Below are 20,382 nucleotides of genomic sequence, written 5' to 3'. Positions count from 1 at the left end.
TCTAAATTATTTCGCCAACCACTTCATCATAGAACGTAGTTTTTTACCTACATCTTCGATCGGGTGAGCGGCGTTTTTGTCTCTAAGTTTCTTATATTCAGGATAACCGGCTTTCGTATCTGCCATCCAACGTTTTGCAAAAGCGGCACCTTTGTCTTTTTGGATGTCGTTTAACACTTCTTTCATGCGAGCTTTCACACTTGCGTCGATGATTCTCGGACCACTTACATAATCGCCATACTCTGCTGTATCGGAGATGGAGAAACGCATACGTGCGAGTCCGCCTTCGTAAATCAAGTCAGTGATGAGTTTTACTTCATGTAAACATTCGAAATATGCGATTTCAGGATCGTAACCCGCTTCGGTCAAAGTTTCGAAACCGTTCATGATCAGGTTTGCAACTCCACCGCATAACACAACTTGTTCTCCGAACAAATCCGTTTCCGTTTCTTCACGGAAAGATGTTTCCAAAATTCCCGCTCTTCCCCCGCCTACTCCGGAAGCTTGCGCTAACGCACGTTTTTTTGCGTTGCCTGTTGCATCTTGGTAGATCGCGATGAGACAAGGAACCCCGCCGCCTTCGGTAAATACACGGCGAACCAAATGGCCTGGACCTTTCGGTGCTACCATATAAACGTCAACGTTTTTAGGAGGAGTGATCAGATCGTAATGTATGTTGAATCCGTGGGAAAAAACAAGTGCTTTGCCTTCCGTAAGGTGAGGCTCGATTTCGCTTTTGTACATTTCCGCCTGAATCGTGTCAGGTGCTAAGATTTGAATGATATCCGCTTTTTTTGCAGCTTCGGAAACAGAATAAACTTCAAAGCCTGCTTCTTTCGCTTCTGCGATCGATTTGGATCCGTCTCTAAGACCGATGATCACTTTCAAGCCGCTGTCTTTCATGTTTTGGGCTTGGGCATGTCCTTGGCTTCCGTAGCCAATGACCGCGATGGTTTTTCCTTTTAAGATATTTAGATCGCAGCTGTCGTCGTAATATATATTTGCCATGAAGGGCTCACTTCCTAAGGATAATTTAGATGGTTTTCTCCATTTTTTTGTCCTTGGGGGTGGGAAACAAGAACGAATTAGGGCGCCTTTCCTTGCTACTTCGGACTCCGCGTGCGCTTCGGTCCTTCGGACAGCTTCGCTTCCTGCGTATCAAGGGCGCGTGAATCTTTCCTATTTTCCGGGTCGGTTCCCAGCGACTTGGGATTATGTCCCGAGATCTTAGTTGAAATTTATTTTTGTTTGGTATCCGATCGATTGAGTTCCATTTCGTAAGCTAACTTACACTCTGGAACCTCTTCTCTCAAAAATTTCGAGGCTTTACTTGAGCCAACGATATGACCTGGAACCGCAGATGCTATTCCTAAGATTTGTCCGAACACATAAGTAGAGTAAGCCGGGTACACAGTCTTATAAGCTAATAATTCCACCTTACGATCACATTTGTACCGAAGATATCGAATGGCATCATCAGTTGCTCTTGCTTCCGGATAAAGAGCTCCAAAAAACGGAACACTATATCCTAAAGAATAAAAAGATTTATACTTTCTAGCGGAGAAATCTTTTGCATGTCCTCCTTCGTGGAGAACTACGGTAGGTATGTCACTATAAAGATTAATTGTATTGGAATAAGGATTGTAATGGTCTCCTGAACAAACATAAGGTATCGGACAGCCTGAAAATATTCTGGCAGGGAAAAGTGCGCTAAAGAACCAATTGATCAATCCCAGGCTATACTTGAGAACAGGATTTACGTTATCGGATCTCCAGAGTTGTTTGAGATCTTCGATCGGTGCATATTGATTGAATCGAACTTTTACATCTTTCATATTGTTCTCAATGATGTAATTTTTCAGATATTGTTTTGTTTCTTCGGAAATCTTATGATTCGACATTCTGGAATCGTTGATGATCAATTTGGATAAAAAACCCAAAGCATTTCCAATCCAATCCAGAACAATATAAGGTTCGCCCGATTCGAACTGAGGATTGTCTTCTTCATTGAAAATATTCTGTTGTGGATAATAAGGTTTACCGAATGTATACTTTTTTTCCGTGGCAAAACTGCAGGAAAGAAAAATGGAAACCAACAGGAAAGAAAAAGTTTTAAGCCAAAGGTAAGATTGATTTGTTTGCATTCGGTTATTTTTTAGGAAGACTTTCCCTTAATTTCTCAAAGAATGTAAGGATTGCAATCCTTCCCATTTGGTTCAATTGGTCTTCCCTGTTTCCCCGAAAACTAACATAGGGTAGATAAATCACCCAGCCTAAGAACGCCGGTGCGGTAGCTAATGTGAATGTACAATCCGTTACACGGGATTCCAGCGAGTCGTTGTGATTGAAATCCAGAATTCGTTTCTTTGGCTTTTCCGATTCTACGGTAATATGCAAATCTACTGAAGTAATGTTCTTATAACAGATGTCATTTGCCAATAAGGAAAACTGACGGATTGTAATTTTATGTTTTCCTTTGATCGGATAGAGCCCAGGATTGAGAGCGATTTCTTTTTCAATCAATTGAGGAAGTGTTCCATAATAGTTTTCCAAGTTTCTGGGAGATAAAAAAAACAAAGAAGGAGATCTTCTTCCGAACGTTTCTCCATTCTCCGTTTCGTCTTCCACGGTTACGAATGGAACAGACGGTTTGGATTTTGCCGAAGTATCTTTTGATTCCTCTTCCGTAAATCCTCTCAAAGGATCAGAGGATTCGGGAGAAGAGTGTGGGACGTAGACTCTAATAGCGATACATCCCGAAAAGAGAAGGGTAATTAAAGGTAGAGAAAATTGTTTTTTCATTTAAAATTCAACTCAGATCTACCTTTAAGTAAACCCGTCTTTCTTTCGTTACTCACCCCAAACGATGATACAGTTTCTGTAAAATAAAGGTCCAAGTATATTGAAACTGCTGTGGTCAACTACCGCGATCTTTTGGATTCCGGCAGAGGCAGCAATATCATTGATACTGTTTTTTGGTCCGTGAAAAATCGTATTATAATTCAGGAACCAAGTAGCATAATTGCAACTTTCTCCGCTTTTTACTACTTTCCCGCTTCCTAGATTATTTTGATGGCCCGGACTCGCCAGATGCTCTGTACTTGCAGTAATAATTAAACCCGCTTCACTGATGTGCGTGCAACCTACCAATCCGATGAAAACAAATCCAATGATTGCTAAGATAAATGTATTTTTCATTATTTTTCTCCTGTTAGTACAGTACATTGCATTCTGAAAACACCCACCAGAACGTTTAATGAGCGATAATCGATCGTTGCGATTCTGCTTATTTTATTGTCTTTTGCAATTTGTCCTGCTCCTGAATTTCCAAAACCAAAAAGACCCAATACATTGTAAATGCAATCTTCGGCTTGGGCATTGGATTTAATGTCCGTTCCGTTAGTTGCACCAGGATATTTAATGTTAGAAAAAAGCAATCCTCCTACCGGGCCTGATGCACAGTTTGTGGCGAGAAGTAATGTTAGGCTAAATAATATTAATTTCATTTTGTTTTTCATTTTATTCACCTGCTACCGTTGTGCAAAATCCATGATATAGAACCGCGATGACTGCTATATGTTCATATTCGATATAACCGATTTTTTCGATCTTACCTTGCTTGCGGGCAGTATCGATGCTGGAATCTCCCCATGCCCAAAGACCAAAGAGGGAATGAGAGCAGGACTCTCCTCGTTTAACTCCTTTCGCTAGTCCGGGGTTTGGGCCGGGAGTTGCTTCATGGTGGTAAATCCATCCTCCTTTAAAGTAATTTGCGAAGGAAGCTTCTCCATACACGGGAACCGGGTTTGTGTTCCATGGAATTCCTGTTATAAATCCGGAGTTTCTGATATTTGTTCCCGTGCAATTGAAAAGAGTCAATGCAACTAATAGTGCTAAAGCGAGCGCGTACTTGTTCCTGTGTTTCACATTCATTGTTTGCCTGTGTTTGTTATTTGTTAAAGTTTTGGAAACTAACAGATAACTTTGCTATGTTTGGCGTCAAACTAATTTCTAAAAAATTATCGAAGAATGGAAATTTTCGTATAAATGGTGTTCAATCTGGGATAAGAACTATTCATCTGTTTGCTGAAAACAGGGTTGTTTTTTTAGAGAAATCGAATTTTATTGTTTTTATGCATCTAACGAGCGGAATTTGGCTTTTTTGTCTTGGTTTGGTGGCGGCTACTCATATAAGTGCGGAGCCAACCACCTACCAATATTTAGACGGCAATGGGAATCGATTTTTGATCACCGGTGAATCCAAAAAAACAATTCAATATATTCCCGTTACCGCAGAACAAAGTTCCAGCGGAACTTACAGCGGAGGAGATCCGGTTACAAAAATCATTAATGAAAGGGAATATTCCGTTTTGGTGGATTATTTCCATCGGGCTTTAGATCGTAAAAAAATCAGAATTCAAAATAGAATCAAGGGCTCCGGTTTTGTTTCCGTGGAGGGAAAACAGAAACAAGCGTACGTTTTGGATGGTAGTTCCGTTGAGAAAAAAGAATTGGAATCCTATCTGTTTTTTTTGATCGGAAGGATTCAATAAGACTCGAATATTTTCTTTAGTTAAGTTCTATGATTTCGATAGAAGTTCGTTAATTTCCCCTGTATCTCAATAAAACCAGAGTTAGGTCATCTTGAATCATTTCCATCCCCCCGGAGTGGCCCAGGATGGTATCGAATACGGAATCGATTACGCTGGAAAGAGGTTCATTTCTTTGTGCGGAAATCAGATTCAATAACCTTTCTTCTCCGAACATTTCGATGGCATCGGGTTTGCGGGCTTCCGTCAGTCCGTCCGTCAATAATATGATAAGATCGCCTTTTTTTAATTCGAAACTTTCTTCCTCGGAAAGTGTAGGAAAAAAAGGAGTGATGATCCTTCCCATCGGTTTCAATGTCACAAGACTACCCGACTCTCTGATGATATAGAGAGGGAAATGACCCGCTCTTGCAAACCGAAGCAAGCCCAGTTTCGTATCTATAAATACCATGCTTGCGGTTACAAAATGATCTTTTAGATTGGGAGTGATTTGGGTCCGGATATGTTCCAGACTTTCCGTAAGAGAACTCGGTTCTCTGTTCCAGTGATCCAGGGACATCTTTACCAGTGCGGACAAAAATGCGGCAGGGATACCGTGCCCCGATACATCGCAAATAAATACAGCTAACGAATTCGATTCGGGACTCCATTTGATATCGAATAAATCCCCTCCCACTTTCATCATCGGAACGTTATGAAATGCGATTTCAATCGGCTCGGGAGAAGTCATCTTGTTCGGAAAAAGAGATTCCTGAATGCGTTTGGCGACATCCAGTTGTTTGTCGATCTCCTGCTTTTGCATTTCAATGACTTGGGTTCTTTCGTGAACTTTTCTTTCCAGTTCTTCGTTTGCAATCTCTTTCAGACGATTGATCGTCTCCAAAGATTCCATCGCTTGCGTTTGCGCTCTTTCCCTTTCTTTGGATACCGTCACCAGAAAATAAGAAATACCGTTGATGCTAAATAGAAATGCATCCAGATAAATCAATGAATCATTTACAGAAAGAGTTCCCGCTTGTTTCATCGCAAATACTCCCGATTCCGCCACAGTCTGTGTAACTGCGGTAAACGCGAGTATGGCGCTCGCTAGAGTCGCTCCGAATTGTTGGAACCTAAGGCTTGCTACGATCACAAACGGTATGGGAAGAAAAAGTAGAGGCAGAACATCGGAAAAAGCAATCCTTCCCGAGACATAAATGACGGCACACCAAAAGATGAGTTCGATTTTTTTCTTCCAATCCCCTAAAAATCTTTCTCTCGGATTGATCCATACGAATAGAAGAGGTGCTACGATCAGAAAACCTTGCAATTCTCCGGAGAACCAAGTGAAAAATACATTCCAATACTCTGCCGCAGGCAAAAATCCCCAATAGAGAAGACTAGTTACACCTATCCCTGCACTGAGTGCGGAGCCGGGAATCGTGCATACCGTTAAAAAATACAGAAGTCCTTTTGTGGAATACAAAGGATTTTTTTGTCCCGTTAGGCGATACAGTAAATAATAATTTACTGAAGAGCTTAATGTGTTTCCCACTCCGATAAAAAATGCTGTGGGTAGATGGGGATTATTCAGAAAATTGGCAGTGAAGGCTCCTAAAAAAATTCCGGGGACGGATGTTTTTCCCAAAAACAAGAGGGCTGTTAAGCCCATTCCTTCTGGGGGCCAAACAGGAGAGACTTGGCTGTTTAAAAAAGCGAGTTGGAATCCTATTTTAGAGAATATAATATAACCGACCGTTAGTATGGGGGTCCAAATCAGGAGACGCCAATTTAGGATCGATTTCATAGAGAAATCAAAGTTACCCGGACATTTCGCTTAGTCTAGCGTTTCTTATGAAAATATGAGTTTAATCAATAAAATATTTCTGGGTAACCTTTTCCGGTTTTGCAGGGAGTTTAAAGAATGACAAATGTGAGGATTCCCTCGTACCGTAAAACTACGGAGGAATAAAATGATCAAAATTTACGGAATGAAGGTCTCCGGCAATTGTTATAAAATCCAGTTGATTTGCGAATTATTGAAAATAGAATACGAATGGGTGGAAACGGACGGACGTAAGAATGAAACAAAGACTCCTTCTTTTCTTTTGAAAAACCCGAACGGAAGGGTTCCCATCATCGAATTAGAAAATGGTAATATTTTAAGAGAGTCCAATGCGATATTATATTATCTTGCGGCAGAAAGCATTTATTTCGGTAAAGACAAATGGGAAGAAGCGCAAATCCTGGAATGGATGTTTTTTGAACAGTACAGCCATGAACCTTATATTGCTACCAACCGTTGGATCATTCGTTATCTGAATCAAAAAGAAGAAAAGAAAGACCGAATTGCGGAAAACCATTCCAAAGGATTGCATGCTTTGCAAATCATGGAAAATCATCTGGCAAAAAACTTTTGGTTTGCTTGCAGCCGGTTTACAATCGCAGATTTGGCGCTCTTCGCATACACGCATAAGGCGGAACAAGGCGACTACGATCTGAGTCCTTATCCGGCCATTTTAAATTGGATCTCCAGGATTCAGTCGGTTCCCGGATTCATTCCTATGGAAGATTGATCTTTCGGTCCGAATCAATCGTTGAAACAATGACTGTCGATGAGATTTTACAATTAAGATTATATTCCCAGAATATAACAAATCCGGGAAAAAATCCTACGGATATTTTATCCTCCTTGGTAGCGATCCAAGCCCAGGACCCGGGCCAGTCAAAATTTGCACTCGGCAGTCGTTTGTTAGATGGCAAAGAATCCGAAATCAACCGAATGATCGAAAAAAGAAAAATCATTCGGACTTGGCTTTTGCGTGGGACATTGCATTTTGTTTCCGCGAAAGATATCCATTGGATTTTGGATTTGATTTCGGAAAGAATTTTTGCCAAACTCGCAACCTATCAGAAATCGCTAAATCTGAATTCTAAGATGCTTTCCGAAACGGAGTCCATAATTTTGAAAAGACTTTCGGGAAAAAAAGAACTCACACGAGCGGAGTTGTTTACTTACATCGAAGAAAAAAATATTTCCACAAAGGAAAACAGAGGTTCTATTATTCTAATCAATGCCGCGCTCAAACAAATGATCTGTTTGGGAAAAGACCAAGGCAAACAGGAAACTTACACTCTTCTTTCCGATTGGGTGGAAAAGCCAAAACCGATTTCCAGAGAAAAAGCATTGGGTGACCTGGCGAAAAGATATTTTATCTCAAGAGGACCTGCCGGTTTGCAGGATTTTATCTGGTGGTCCGGTTTAACTCTAACGGAAGCAAGGCTTGGTTTGGAAAAGGCAAAACCTTTTTTACGGGAAGAAACCGTGTCGGGCCAAACTTATTGGATGTCCAAAAAAGAAAACAAGACGGCCGGTCGAACAGACTCGAATGAGTATCTGTTTTTAGCGGGGTTCGATGAATATATCATTGGTTATGCGGATAGAAATCTTTCTTTGGATCCGAAATACTCCGAACTAGTAATCCAAAAAAATGCTATTTTCAAGCCTACGATTCTAAAGAGAGGAAATGTGATCGGGACTTGGAGCAAAACGGAAACAAAAAACGGGTTGGAAATCAATGTTTCTCCGTTTTTCCAATGGAAAAATTCGGACAAAAAGGAAGTGGACAGGCAAAAATCCGAAATCATTCGATTTTGGTCCGGACGTGGAAAGTAGGCGGCCAGGAAAAAAAAACTTCTGGAAAATTGTTTTCATTTTACTTAAAAGTCAAAAATTTATTAACTATGACATAGATTTGCCTTGTCTTCTTCGTCTCAAATTCGAGAACGTATTTTAAGTTAGAAGGAAATAATCGAATGATCGTTTTTCAATGTCCTACGGCAGTTACCGAATATTTAGAAGATAAAAAAATCGTAGTCCTCACTCAAAATGGCAAAAATACCGGTGAAAGTTTAAAACAAAGTTTAGACAAAGGTGTTGAGGCATTGATTGCTAACAAAGCAGTCAAATGGCTCTCAGACAATCGCAATATGGGAACTCATACCGCAGAAGATGTGGAATGGGTGAACGGAGATTGGACTCCCCGCGCGATCAAAGCCGGTTGGAAAAAATGGGCACTTGTACAACCTCAATCCGCTTTATCCGCTATGTCTGAAAAGAACCTGGTGGATTTTTTTGCGGAAAACGGGATTGAAGTGAAAATCTTTGAAACCCCGGAAGCCGGATTTAAATGGTTAGAATCAGTTTGATTCGGTACTGATGAAAATCAAACTAGAATCTAAAATTGCAATTTTCGCTATTGTATTGATTTTCTCCCAGATCGGCTCCGTTTCTTTTTTATTCGTTGGAAATGTGGCCGTTGTCTGGGGTATCATTCTGCAATCAATCAGCCTCATAACGTCCGTTATTTTTATGCTTTTTCTTTTTTTTGTGCTTCGAAGCAATCAAAGAAAATTGAATCTGGTGAAACAAACATTAACGAATGCGGTAAAAGGGGATTTGCGGTTTGACAGTTCCCTCAAGAACCGATTGAAAAAAACAAATGATGCCGACCAGATTCTATTGTCTGTAATAGAATTATTGAATATCTTTCAAGACATCATCACTCTTTTGAAGGGTGCAACACAAGGTCTGACGTCTTCCATTTCCAACGCCAAATTGGCGGATGAAGCTTTTCATTCCAATTTGCATCAACAACAGATATATTCGCAAAACCTTGATTCTACGGTGAGAAAGATGACGGAAAATATGGCGAATATTGCCGATGCGTCGGGTGATAATTACGACACTTTAACAAGAGTCTCCGAGAGTATAAAAATTCTATCGGAACATATCAATTATGCGGAAGAAAACAGCTCTCATTCCAGAAGTTTGACTTCAGGTATATCCAGTAAAATTGAAAAAGGAAATCTTGCTTTGGAAGAAATGACCAGAGTCATCGATAGCATTGCGGAAAGTTCCGGAAAGATCGAAGGAATGGTCGTTGTCATCAAGGAAATTTCGGACAGAGTCAACTTGCTCGCGTTAAATGCTTCGATCGAGGCTGCACGTGCCGGTGAATACGGAAGCGGGTTTGCCGTAGTAGCGCAGGAGGTTTCAAAACTTGCTTCTCAAACTGCAAAGAGCATTAAGGAAATCGATAGCAATGTGAAAAGAAATAAGGAAGAAGTGATTCTGAATAAACTCAAAATCAATGAAACCAGTCAACTGTATCGGGAAATTATTTCCGAAGTCAATCAGATCATTGAAAGAATCAGCAGCATCTCCGACTCAGTTTCCACTCAGAGCAAAATAAAGGAAACTCTGATCGGCGAATCCAATAAACTCTCACAGATGTTAGCTGAAATTAATCAAACGATTGCAGATCAGAATGTTTCACAAAAATTAATTGCTGATGTCGCTTCCGCGATGGATTCCGCAGTCAATGCAACTTCAGCGGAAGGAGACAATCTTTCGAAATTATTGGAAAAAATCAAAACGACTTCGGACGATATCGGAGGAGTTGTACTTTTATTCAAATAGAGGGAAATGCCATTCAATTCAACATAAAGTTGACTATATTTGACAAAATCTACTGATCATTTCCTTTCTGGGATAAATATATTTGCTATGATGAAGTAAAATTCGTTATAGTAGATAATATGGTTTCCTCTTCTCATCCTTACCCTTCTCACGAATCGTCCCCGGAAAACGGCTCTTATCCTTTCTCCGGAAAAGAAGCGGAATACGACCGGTTTGTCGCTTCCATTTATAAAAAACAATACGAAGACTTGCATCGTTACGGAGGAAGACAGGTTGCCGAAAGTTTCATTCAGGAACTTTTTGATATTCTGTTTGCAGGATATTTTTCAGAGCTAACGTTTCGGGACTTGGCCCAAGTAGAGGACAGTCTCTCTTTCTTTTTTTTGGGAGCTAAGAAAAAATTCGCCCCTTATCTATCTTCCAGAGAAGAAAAGACAACCGAGCATTCATTAGGTGTGAATGAAGTTATCGCCGAATTGAAGAATCAATTGCCCAAAATCTACGACTTGATCTGGGAAGATGCAAATGCAGCTTTTGAAGGGGACCCTGCTGCGGAAAGTGTAAAGGAAGTCGTACTTGCTTATTCCGGTTTTTATGCAATCGCTGTGCATCGTGTGGCACACGCATTACATAATTTAGGCGTTCCTATTTTTCCCAGAATGCTCAGCGGTTATGCGCATGAAAAAACGGGGATCGACATTCATCCCGGTGCCAAGATAGGTAGTTCTTTTTTTATGGATCATGGAACTGGAATTGTAATCGGTGGAACCACCACCATCGCCAATAATGTAAAAGTATACCAAGGAGTGACTCTCGGAGCACTATCGGTTAGCAAAGATATGGCGAAGTTGAAAAGACATCCTACGATCGAAGAGAACGTAGTGATCTATTCAGGTGCTACGATTCTGGGAGGAGATACCGTGATCGGACGAAACAGCGTCATCGGAGGAAATGCCTGGGTGACCCAAAGCATTCCCCCTTTTTCCATCGTGTACCAAAAAAATGAAGTGAGAGTTCGCAACTCTCAGGAAATGAACAACGTGATTGATTTTACAATCTAGGTCGGTCCTGTTTTTCTTCCCCCTGTGATATCAAACAAAGCGTTAATGAGCGCATCCACATCTTCACAAGTATTATAAAGCGCAAGCGAAGGACGAACCGTACTTTCCTGGCCGAATCTACGTAAGATAGGTTGAGCACAATGGTGCCCTGATCTTACCGCGATTCCTTCCTGGCTGAGTGCTTTCCCTATCTCTTCCGTTTTGAATCCGTTTATGACAAAAGATAAAACTCCCGCTTTGTCTTTTGCAGTTCCGATCAACCGGAGGCCCGGTACCCGTAAGAGTTGGCCTGTTGCATATTCCAAAAGAGAATGTTCGTATTCTGCGATGTTTGTCATTCCGTAACGGTTTAAATAATCGATTGCTGCACCGAGTCCGACCGCATCGGCAATATTTCCTGTTCCCGCTTCAAACCGAAACGGTGGCTTTTGATATATTGTCTTTTCAAAGGTAACATCTTCGATCATGTTCCCTCCACCTTGCCAAGGAGGCATGGTTTCCAGAACGTCCGCTTTCCCGAAAACGACTCCGATCCCTGTAGGAGCAAAGACCTTGTGCCCGGAAAAAACATAAAAGTCACAATCTAAAAACTGTACATCCACAGGCATGTGGGAAACCGCTTGGGCTCCGTCAACTAACACCTTTGCGCCGTAACGATGAGCCATATCTACCATTTGTTTGGCGGGCGTAACTGTTCCGAGGGCATTGGAAACTTGAGTCAATGATACGAATTTGGTTTTAGGACCGAGAAGTCTTTCATATTCACTTAGGATGATCTGACCTGTTTCATCCACGGGGACTACTTTCAGTTTCGCACCTTTCTTGGAGCACAACATTTGCCAAGGAACTATATTGGCATGGTGCTCCAGCCAAGTGATGATGATCTCATCATCTTTTCCTATGTTTTTTTCACCCCAGGTATTTGCGACCAAGTTGATTGCTTCGGTAGCACCTCGAACAAAAATGATTTCTTCCGATGAGGAAGCATTCAGGAATTGTTTTACTTTGTTTCTCGCACCTTCGTAAGCATCGGTTGATCTTGCGGCAAGAGTATGAGCGGCCCGATGGATGTTCGAATTTTCGTGTTCATAAAAATACGAAAGCCGATCAATCACGGCCTGCGGTTTGTGAGTCGTAGCCGCATTGTCCAACCAAATGAGTTTCCGTCCGTTGACTATTTCGGAAAGAATCGGAAAATCACGACGAACACTTGCTATATCAAAGTTCCCCGAAGAAATTTCTACTGCCGGAACGAGAGTAGGGGAAAAACTGAACGGGTCGGTAATCCGGATATCCGAACTCTTGGAAACATCTCCTCGAATTTCTTCCAAAAAAGGAAATCCGTTCGTAAAACCGGAAGTTTGTCCTCCGAAACCGTTAGGCGTTAAACCGCCGGGAAAAGTAGGAAGCGCACTTCCCGGAAAAAAATCATACGAATTTCGAGGGATTTTCAAATCTCCGGGTAACGAAGGTTCTGCGGGAGCTTGTGGTTTGGAACCGATGGGATCGGCAGGAAGAGAAATGTTCTGTGATAAAACCAATTCTTCCACGCTTGACCCGGTAGGCAAAGGACCGAATAGCTCACTCGCCATACTTTCCAAAGCCTTTGTATCCAAGATTCCATTCCAGCCGCCCGGAATGGCACCTTCGAAAGGATCATTTGTAATCATAATAATTGCCTACGTCCACATTCTCTAATGCGCCGATCGCATCATCAGTCAGAACTGCAGCTGAACAATAGAGAGAAACCAAATAGGATCCGATGGCAGAACGATTGATCCCCATAAAGCGGACAGATAGTCCGGGAGTTTGTTCTCCTGGCAAACCGGGTTGGTAAAGACCTACCACACCTTGTTTTTTTTCACCTACGCGAAGTAGTAAAATGTTTGTTTTGCCTGCTGTGGTTTTAGGATTTGTTTCACCGTCTACCAATAGTTTGTCGGTAGGAATGATAGGAAGTCCTCTCCAAGTTAGGAATTGCGCTCCGAATAAGGAAACTGTAGCCGGTGGAACTCCTCTCTTTGTGCACTCACGGCCGAATGCCGCCACCGCAAGAGGGTGAGCTAAAAAGAAAGAAGGTTCTTTCCATACTTTACCGATAAGCTCATCCAAATCGTCAGGAGTAGGTGCTCCTTTGCGTGTTTGGATTCTTTGGGATTTGGGAACATTCTTCAAAAGTCCGTAGTCTTCATTATTGATCAGTTCCAGTTCTTGTCTTTCTTTCACGCTTTCAATCGTCAAACGAAGTTGTTCTTTGATTTGGTCGTGAGGATTGCTGAAAAGATCCGAAACTCTAGTATGTACATCTAGTACGGTAGAAATCGCACTTAGAGTATATTCTCTCGGTTTTTCTTCGTAGTTTACAAAAGTCTCAGGAAGCGGTTGCTCGTCTTTTTGTCCGCAAAGTACATCAACGGAAGAATTGTCTTTCACTCTGTTGACTCGCAGAGTTCCCGACTCAAGCGGTTTCCAATCCAATAATCGAACCAACCAACGAGGTGTAATCGCGCTATATTGCGGTGCTGTTTTTGTTGTGTTCGCCAGCTTACGTGCGGCGGCATCCCCGAGTGAGTGTTGAAGTTGTTCTGCCATGAAATGATCCTTATATAATCGATGATTTGTATAATATATTAACCAAGATTAATGGTCAGTTATACTATTGAATCTATTGGTATTCAATCCATAAAATAGAATGAAAAAATGAAAATCAAAATTTGAATTTTAGCAAGAAAAATGGACAACGATCATTTCATGTTTGTATCGGCTAACAGCTAATATTCGTCATGCCCTGTGTTTAAATTCTATAATCTTAAAAAATTAATCCGTTATCGTAGAATTTTAATTCTTGCAGGTGCTTTGTTTCGGAGATTTGAGAAAGATATTGTATTTTGTTTTTAAAAGCTGTTTTGCTTCGTGAGGAATAAGGAAAAAAGGTAAGTATAATATATTATCTAAAAATACAGTATATTATGCTAGGGAAAATCATCTGCTTTCGTTCGGGCTTATATGTTTTCCCATTCTTCGTATTTCTTTGCAATTTGGGTTTCTATCTTTCCTATTTCAGTGCCGATCTCTTGCAGTTTTTTATGGTCGGCGGAATGAATTTCCAACGAGGATGAAAGTTCGTTTTTTTGGGATTCCAGGTCTTCTATTTCCTTTTCGATTTTTTTTCGAAGTTTGTCTTCCTTTGTATCTTTTTTAGTGCTTGGATTTTTCTGTTCGATCGTAGATTCGGCTTTAATCGTTTTGGAAGGCGCCTCTTCTTTGCCGTCGATCTGCTTTTCCAAAAAGGAAGAGAAGGTTCCGATATAAGTATCTATTTGGCCACCCTCTTTAAAAACTAACAAAGATTCCGCGACCCGATCGAGAAAATAACGGTCATGAGAAACCGTAACGACAGTGCCCGGAAAACCATTTAAAAAATCTTCCAATATGGAAAGGGTTTGGATGTCCAAATCGTTCGTGGGTTCATCCAGGATTAAAAAATTCGGACCGCACATAAGTATCTGAACCAGATAGAGTCTTCTCTTTTCGCCTCCGGAAAGTTTGGCGATCTGAGAATGTTGTGTTTTCCCATCAAACAAAAACTGTTCCAATATTTTCGAAGCGGTGATCTTTTCACCTTCATCATTTGTGATGTATTCCCCCGCGTACTTTTTAATATAATCCAATACATTCATATCCAAGGGGAGCTCTCTACTGATTTGATCGAAGTATCCGATTTTGGTATTGATACCCGGTTTGATAAAACCGGAATCGGGTTGTAATACTCCTGCAAACAAATTGAGTAAAGTGGATTTGCCCACTCCGTTGGGGCCGATGACTCCCAGTCTTTCTTTCGCTTTAAAATAATAAGTGAAATCTTTGACAATCGCTCTTTCTTGAAAGGACTTCTGTAAAGAATGGATTTCCAAAATGGTTTTACCTTGTCTTTTGGCGGCGACACTCAGTTCCAATTCCTTTTGGAGTTCGAATACTTCTCTGTTTTTCAAAGATTCCGCACGATCGATTCTTGCTTTCTGTTTCGTTGAACGTGCCTTAGGTTGTCTTTTGAGCCATTTGATTTCCTGTTTCAGGAATTGTTTCGCCTTGTCTTCCTGTTTGAGTAAAGTCTCCTCCCTTTCCACTTTTTTTTCCAGGTATTGAGAGTAATTCCCTTCGTAATTGAAAAAATTTCCCCGATCGATTTCCAGAATTTTAGAAACGACTCTGTCTAAAAAATAACGATCGTGAGTGATGAGTAGAATCGCTTTTTCACAATTGATCAGATAATCTTCGAGCCATAAGATCGAATTTACATCCAAATGGTTGGTAGGCTCGTCCAAAATCAACAGATTGCTTTCTTCTATCAGCGATTTTGCGAGTTCTACTTTTTTCAGCATCCCTCCGGAAAGCTCGGACATCTTTCTTTCTAAATGATTGACACCTAACTCAGATAATATGGATTTTATCTGGGCTTCGTAATCCCAAGCCTGCAAACGATCCATTTCCTGCATAAGTCTGGTATAATTTTTTTCGGCTTCTTCCGTGCCTGTTTCCAAAGCATCGCAAGCCGCTTCATAATCATGAATGAGGGAAACCATTTTCCCTCCACCCCGATAGATATGATCCAAAATGATTTCGTCCGGGTCGAAAGTCGGATTTTGTTCCAAAACCGCAATTTTAAGTTGTTTATTGGCAACTATGTTCCCTGCGTCTAACTCTTCTTTGCCGAGAATCGCGCGAAGTAACGTGGACTTTCCCGAACCGTTGATTCCTACGATCGCAACTTTTTCCAATTCGGAAATTCCGAAATCCAAGTTTTTGAATAAAACTTTTTCACCGATGATTTTAGTTAATTTGGAAAGAGAAAGTAACAAAGTCGCACCTCTATGCCATCAGAAGATGCGAAGCTAAAAAAGGTATTATTATTTAACCTTCCAGTTTTCGGTCCATTTATTGATTTTGTTTTTGATTGTCGCCATGACTACCGGTTTGGAAATATAATCGTTCATTCCGGCTTCTCTGCATCTTTCCTCTTCACCTTTGACGGTCCCTGCAGTCAGAGCGAGAATGGGGATGTTTTCTCCTTTGGGAATCTTGCGTATGGCAACGGTTGCATCATAACCGTTCATCTCTGGCATTTGAATGTCCATCAAAATCAGATCAGGTAAATAAAGTTTGAATTTGTCGATGGCCTCTATTCCATTTTCCGCTTCTACGATTTGAGACTGAGGAAGACATTTTTTAACAATGGTTTTTGTTAATAACATATTTACACTGTTATCTTCCACGATCATCACTGTAATGGACCGTTTGTCTTTGGAAATTGCGGGTGAGTCCGTTAGTTTGCCTTTTGTTCGTTTCGGTTTCTCTCTTATTTTTGCAAGGCTTGCAAACAGTTGTTCCATCTTAATCGGCTTAACAATCCTTAATTGAACTTCCAGCCTGGAACATTCTTTTTCCACTTCCAGATCGTTCGACGAACTATGCAGAAAAATAATCGATTGTTCTTCCGCAGAAAGCCCCATCTTGGTTCTGATGTTTCGGATTACTTCCAAACCGTCCATATAAGGCATATGATAATCAACCAGAATCACATCATAATCTCTTTGTCTGTTGATCTTTTCCAAAGCTTCGATTCCATTGGTGGCGAGATCCGCATCAATGTTTTTAATAGCGAGCATTTCGCGAAGAATGATCAAATTGTTCGAGTTATCATCTACTAAGAGTATTTTTTTGATTTTTAATTCTACATTCAGTTCAGGCAATTCTCCGTTTTCCGATTTTAGTTTTAAGGGAAAATAGAAACAGCTTCCCATACCGGGCTCGCTATCTAACTGAAGTTTGGTGTTCATCAGCCCCAAAAGTTGATTGGAAATGGCGAGTCCTAGCCCTGTGCCTCCATATCTTCTTGTTGTGGAAGAATCTTCCTGCTCGAATGCTTCGAATATTTTTTGCCTGTTCGATGCTGAAATTCCGATACCTGTATCTCTTACGGAAAACATAAAGTCTTTCACCGGATTGTCTATCTGCGGATTCAAACATTCGATTTTGATTTCGATTTCCCCCGAGTGGGTGAATTTCACCGCGTTTCCGAGCAGATTCACCATAACCTGCCTTAGGCGAACTGAGTCCGCCCATATAAAACGCGGAGTGTTCGTATGTATGTTGAGTAAAATCTCCAAACCTTTTTCATGAGCTTTGTATTTTACCATGTCTCCGATCTGGCCGGCGAGTTCGAAGATATCCACTTTCTCAATGTGCAGATCCATCTTTCCCGCTTCGATTTTGGAAAAGTCCAATATATCATTGATCAGATCGAGAAGGGAAGTTGCGGATTGGTAAACGGTCTGCATATACTGTTGCTGTGTTTCGTCCAATTCCGTTCTCATAAGGAGATCACTGAACCCGATGACTCCGTTCAAAGGAGTTCTGATTTCGTGACTCATATTTGCCAGAAATTCCGACTTAGACAGGTTAGCTGCTTCCGCTTTCAGTCTTGCGTCGATGACCGCTTTTTCCATTTTCTTTCGTTCTGTTATATCGGTGTGAGTTCCGATAACGCGTTTGGGTTGTTTGTCATTGGTCCAGTGGATTACCTTGCCTCTGTCCAAAACCCATTTATAAGTTCCGTCCTTGCATAACATTCTATGTTCGTTGGAATAGAACGGGGTTTCTCCGTTGAAATGTTGGTTCAGTTTCGCATAACAAACATTTTTATCATCAGGATGGATCCGTTTGTCCCATTCTTCCAGTGTGTTCCCGATTTCATTGTCTTCATAACCGAACATTCGTTTCCATTGGCTGGAATAAAAAACCTTGTCGGTTTGCGCGTCCCAATCCCAGATTCCGTCGCCGGAACCTTCCAAAGCAAACTGCCAACGTTCTTCGCTTTTTCTGAGCTGTTTTTGTGTTTCCTTCAATTGGGAAATATCACTTGCGATTCCCAAATACCCTATGATTTCTCCTTTTTGATCCCTGATCGCGGTAACGATCAGTTGAACGGGAAAACTTGTTCCGTCTTTACGAACATAAGACCATTCACTGGAATCATATTGCCCGAGCCTTGCATTATATACGAACGTTTCAAACCCGGAAATAGGCCTGCCGATTTCTTTGCTTAATTCTTCGGAACGTTTGATGATTTCTTCTTCCTTATGAATCACTACGGGAGTTTGTATTCCGATCATTTCTTCCGCAGTATAACCTAATAATGTTTCGGCGCCTTTGTTGAAACTCGTAAATACTCCGCTCGTATCCGTACTTGTTATGGATACATGAGTGCTTGCATCCATAATGGTTTGCAAATTTCCTAGTGCGTAACTTAGTTTTTGATCCGCAATGACCCGGTCGGTAATGTTCTTTATCTGTGCGACAAAATGATGGGGAGTTCCGTCTAACGAACGAATTATGGATACGCTGAACAATGCATAAAGGATCGATCCGTCTTTTCTATAATACCTTTTTTCCACTTGGTAATTGTCTTTTTTTCCATCCAGAAGTTCTTGTAGCTGGGCGAGATTCATTTTTAAATCATCTTCATGGGTGATTTCCTGAAACGTTTTGTTTTTCATTTCTTCTTTGGAATACCCGAACATTTCGCACAAACTTTGGTTTACTTCTTCGTATCTTCCATCAAGAGATACGATCGCCATTCCCAAAGCGGCCGATTCGAACGCTTTTTTAAACTGTTCTTCCGTGATAGCGCGGTTTATCTCATCTAACTTGAGTTCGTTTATATCCTGGATGGATCCGTGGATTCTTATGCATTTGCCGTCTCTAAATTCCGGATTTCCCCTGGCCCTGGCCCAAAATTCCCTACCTTTCAGGGTCAACAGTTGAACTTCGATATCGTAAGTAGTTCCTTTCGTAATTGCTTCTTCATAAACTTGCAGAAATTTTTCTCGGCTCTTGCCTTCTTTAATCAGTTCCATTGCGGTAACTAGGTTGGGAATATAGGATTCATCCACCTCATACATAATTTTGGTTTCCTTTGACCACCATAATGTATTTGTTCGGAGGTCAATGTCCCATCCTCCTATATGAGCAACAGAATTTGTATCTTCCAATCTTTTGTAGACGCGGCGTATCTCATTTCTTTGTCGCAGAATTTCTTCTTCGAAAATTTTTCTTTCGGAAATGTCCTGTACATATCCGAACATGGCTTTCACTGAATCGTTTTCATCATAAATAGGCGTGGAATAATCAATAACTGTTATGACGGATCCGTCTTTTTTTATGACCCTATATTCTTGAACAAAATAGGTTACTTTCTGTTTAATGTAAAGTTTAACCTCCAGTTTGATTCTTTCCCTATCGTTAGGATGGATCAAATCCATATATTGGTTTTGTTCACCCAAAAGATCCGAAGCGGAATACCCGAGGAGATTCTGGACATTGAGTGAAATATAATCCATAGACCAACCGGGATCAGCCTTCCATTTGAATACTACGGTCGGTCCGTTGATAAAGATTCCTCTTTCTTCTTCAATGGTTTTCTGGAGTTTGTAGTTTTGCGTAATATCCCTGGCAACACAGATAACTTCTGTTACTTTATCGAATTCATTGTATATCGGTGAAATGATCGTATGAAATCTTCTTTCTTCTTTCGCAAAATGGATGGAATAATCCAATTCGGTTTTTTCTCCCGTTTGAATCGTGTGGGTGATGCAATTTTCTATTTTGTCGGCAAGTCCTTCGGGGAAAGGAAGGCTTCTGAGAGAATTCCCCGTAAATTCGTCAGGTGAAATGAAACTGGAATCCGTTGTTTGTTTTTGAAATTCCTGGAATACGAAATTGGAATCCAAAACAAAAATCATATCTCCCACATTATTTAATAAAGAAGTTAGGCGGGATGAGTTTCTTTGAGATATGATTTCATTTTCTTTTAAAGTGGTGATATCGACATGACTTCCAAAGGATCGAATGGGTTTGCCTTCCCGATTTTTGATTACGGTTCCTCTGCATTGCAGCCAAACGGTTCTGCCTGTTTGGTGTTTGAAGCGCAAAACTTCTTCATAGGAGAAAGAATTTTGATGGATATATTTTCTGTAACTTTCCGAGGCTTTTATTTTATCTTCGGGAAAGATAAGATCTTCCCATTGCAGGTTGTTTTCCTCGGCCGATTTCGGGTCATATCCCAGGGTATTCCAGAAAGAATCGGAAAGCCAATTTTGTCCCGGATGTTCCAAGTCGGTAAACCAAATTCCATCGAGGGAGTTTTCCAAGATAAAGCGGAAAAGGGAAGGATCTGACTTCAAATAATCAAAAAACTCTTCTTTCAGATAGTTTGCTTTTTTTGCAGCCATGTTACCGATTCCCCGTAATA

General features: G+C 40.9%; 17 protein-coding genes. 6 read left to right on the top strand and 11 right to left on the bottom strand.

Going from position 1 to position 20,382, the window contains the following annotated elements; all coding sequences use genetic code 11:
- Positions 1-6: 6 nt before the first annotated feature.
- The 6 genes from ilvC to lsa14 all read right to left on the bottom strand — a co-directional run bounded on the left by ilvC (position 7) and on the right by lsa14 (position 3,933).
- Positions 7-1,008: a ketol-acid reductoisomerase gene (gene ilvC / locus DI077_RS14520; RefSeq protein ID WP_109020569.1), complete on the bottom strand. Its 1,002-nt coding sequence runs from the start codon at positions 1,006-1,008 to the stop codon at positions 7-9.
- Positions 1,009-1,238: 230 nt separating this feature from the next.
- Positions 1,239-2,144 (bottom strand): hypothetical protein, encoded by a 906-nt coding sequence (locus tag DI077_RS14515; protein WP_109020568.1) that lies wholly within the window; start codon positions 2,142-2,144, stop codon positions 1,239-1,241.
- A 4-nt stretch (positions 2,145-2,148) separates the two neighbouring features.
- The gene (locus tag DI077_RS14510; RefSeq protein ID WP_109020567.1) at positions 2,149-2,802 is read right to left on the bottom strand and encodes a hypothetical protein; all 654 of its coding nucleotides are present in this window, start codon (positions 2,800-2,802) and stop codon (positions 2,149-2,151) included.
- A 48-nt stretch (positions 2,803-2,850) separates the two neighbouring features.
- Positions 2,851-3,198, bottom strand: a complete 348-nt coding sequence (locus DI077_RS14505; protein ID WP_167837153.1) for a TRL domain-containing protein — start codon at positions 3,196-3,198, stop codon at positions 2,851-2,853.
- Positions 3,198-3,506, bottom strand: coding sequence for a TRL domain-containing protein (locus tag DI077_RS14500; RefSeq protein ID WP_167837152.1), 309 nt, complete (start codon positions 3,504-3,506; stop codon positions 3,198-3,200). The genes DI077_RS14505 and DI077_RS14500 overlap by 1 nt, the downstream gene beginning before the upstream one ends.
- Positions 3,507-3,519: 13 nt before the next feature.
- Positions 3,520-3,933 carry an adhesin Lsa14 gene (gene lsa14, locus DI077_RS14495; RefSeq protein WP_109020564.1) on the bottom strand — a complete coding sequence of 138 codons (414 nt, stop codon included), beginning with the start codon at positions 3,931-3,933 and terminating at the stop codon, positions 3,520-3,522.
- A gap of 200 nt (positions 3,934-4,133) precedes the next feature.
- On the opposite strand from lsa14, the gene DI077_RS14490 reads away from it, so the two are divergent.
- Positions 4,134-4,553 (top strand): hypothetical protein, encoded by a 420-nt coding sequence (locus DI077_RS14490; RefSeq protein WP_135354890.1) that lies wholly within the window; start codon positions 4,134-4,136, stop codon positions 4,551-4,553.
- A gap of 49 nt (positions 4,554-4,602) precedes the next feature.
- On the opposite strand, the gene DI077_RS14485 is transcribed toward DI077_RS14490, so the two are convergent.
- On the bottom strand, positions 4,603-6,336 hold the full coding sequence (locus tag DI077_RS14485; protein ID WP_109020562.1) for a PP2C family protein-serine/threonine phosphatase: 1,734 nt from the start codon (positions 6,334-6,336) through the stop codon (positions 4,603-4,605).
- 166 nt (positions 6,337-6,502) lie between these two features.
- Here DI077_RS14485 and DI077_RS14480 point away from each other — a divergent pair, with 166 nt between their 5' ends.
- The 5 genes from DI077_RS14480 (at position 6,503) to epsC (ending at position 11,072) form a co-directional block, all read left to right on the top strand.
- On the top strand, positions 6,503-7,105 hold the full coding sequence (locus DI077_RS14480; protein ID WP_242935219.1) for a glutathione S-transferase family protein: 603 nt from the start codon (positions 6,503-6,505) through the stop codon (positions 7,103-7,105).
- Entirely contained in the window at positions 7,054-8,205 is a 1,152-nt protein-coding gene (locus DI077_RS14475) for a winged helix DNA-binding domain-containing protein (RefSeq protein WP_242935218.1), read from the top strand. The genes DI077_RS14480 and DI077_RS14475 overlap by 52 nt, the downstream gene beginning before the upstream one ends.
- Before the next feature lie 140 nt (positions 8,206-8,345).
- Positions 8,346-8,738: an STAS/SEC14 domain-containing protein gene (locus DI077_RS14470; RefSeq protein ID WP_109020560.1), complete on the top strand. Its 393-nt coding sequence runs from the start codon at positions 8,346-8,348 to the stop codon at positions 8,736-8,738.
- Between the two features lie 10 nt (positions 8,739-8,748).
- Entirely contained in the window at positions 8,749-10,011 is a 1,263-nt protein-coding gene (locus DI077_RS14465) for a methyl-accepting chemotaxis protein (RefSeq protein ID WP_109020559.1), read from the top strand.
- A 119-nt stretch (positions 10,012-10,130) separates the two neighbouring features.
- Entirely contained in the window at positions 10,131-11,072 is a 942-nt protein-coding gene (gene epsC / locus DI077_RS14460) for a serine O-acetyltransferase EpsC (RefSeq protein WP_109020558.1), read from the top strand.
- On the opposite strand, the gene DI077_RS14455 is transcribed toward epsC, so the two are convergent.
- From DI077_RS14455 to DI077_RS14440, 4 genes are all read right to left on the bottom strand, one after another.
- The gene (locus DI077_RS14455; protein WP_109020557.1) at positions 11,069-12,742 is read right to left on the bottom strand and encodes a family 2A encapsulin nanocompartment cargo protein cysteine desulfurase; all 1,674 of its coding nucleotides are present in this window, start codon (positions 12,740-12,742) and stop codon (positions 11,069-11,071) included. The genes epsC and DI077_RS14455 overlap by 4 nt on opposite strands.
- Positions 12,729-13,664 carry a family 2A encapsulin nanocompartment shell protein gene (locus DI077_RS14450; protein WP_109020556.1) on the bottom strand — a complete coding sequence of 312 codons (936 nt, stop codon included), beginning with the start codon at positions 13,662-13,664 and terminating at the stop codon, positions 12,729-12,731. The genes DI077_RS14455 and DI077_RS14450 overlap by 14 nt, the downstream gene beginning before the upstream one ends.
- Positions 13,665-14,074: 410 nt before the next feature.
- Positions 14,075-15,931 (bottom strand): ABC-F family ATP-binding cassette domain-containing protein, encoded by a 1,857-nt coding sequence (locus DI077_RS14445; RefSeq protein WP_109020555.1) that lies wholly within the window; start codon positions 15,929-15,931, stop codon positions 14,075-14,077.
- A 48-nt stretch (positions 15,932-15,979) separates the two neighbouring features.
- Complete coding sequence (locus DI077_RS14440) at positions 15,980-20,362, bottom strand: PAS domain-containing hybrid sensor histidine kinase/response regulator (protein ID WP_109020554.1); 4,383 nt, start codon at positions 20,360-20,362, stop codon at positions 15,980-15,982.
- Between the last annotated feature and the right edge of the window lie 20 nt (positions 20,363-20,382).

It is taken from the genome of Leptospira kobayashii, from assembly GCF_003114835.2.
In the GTDB taxonomy this organism is placed as follows: domain Bacteria; phylum Spirochaetota; class Leptospiria; order Leptospirales; family Leptospiraceae; genus Leptospira_A; species Leptospira_A kobayashii.
The sequence above is the reverse complement of the archived record's forward strand: the minus strand, read 5'-3'. Positions and strand labels throughout refer to the sequence as shown.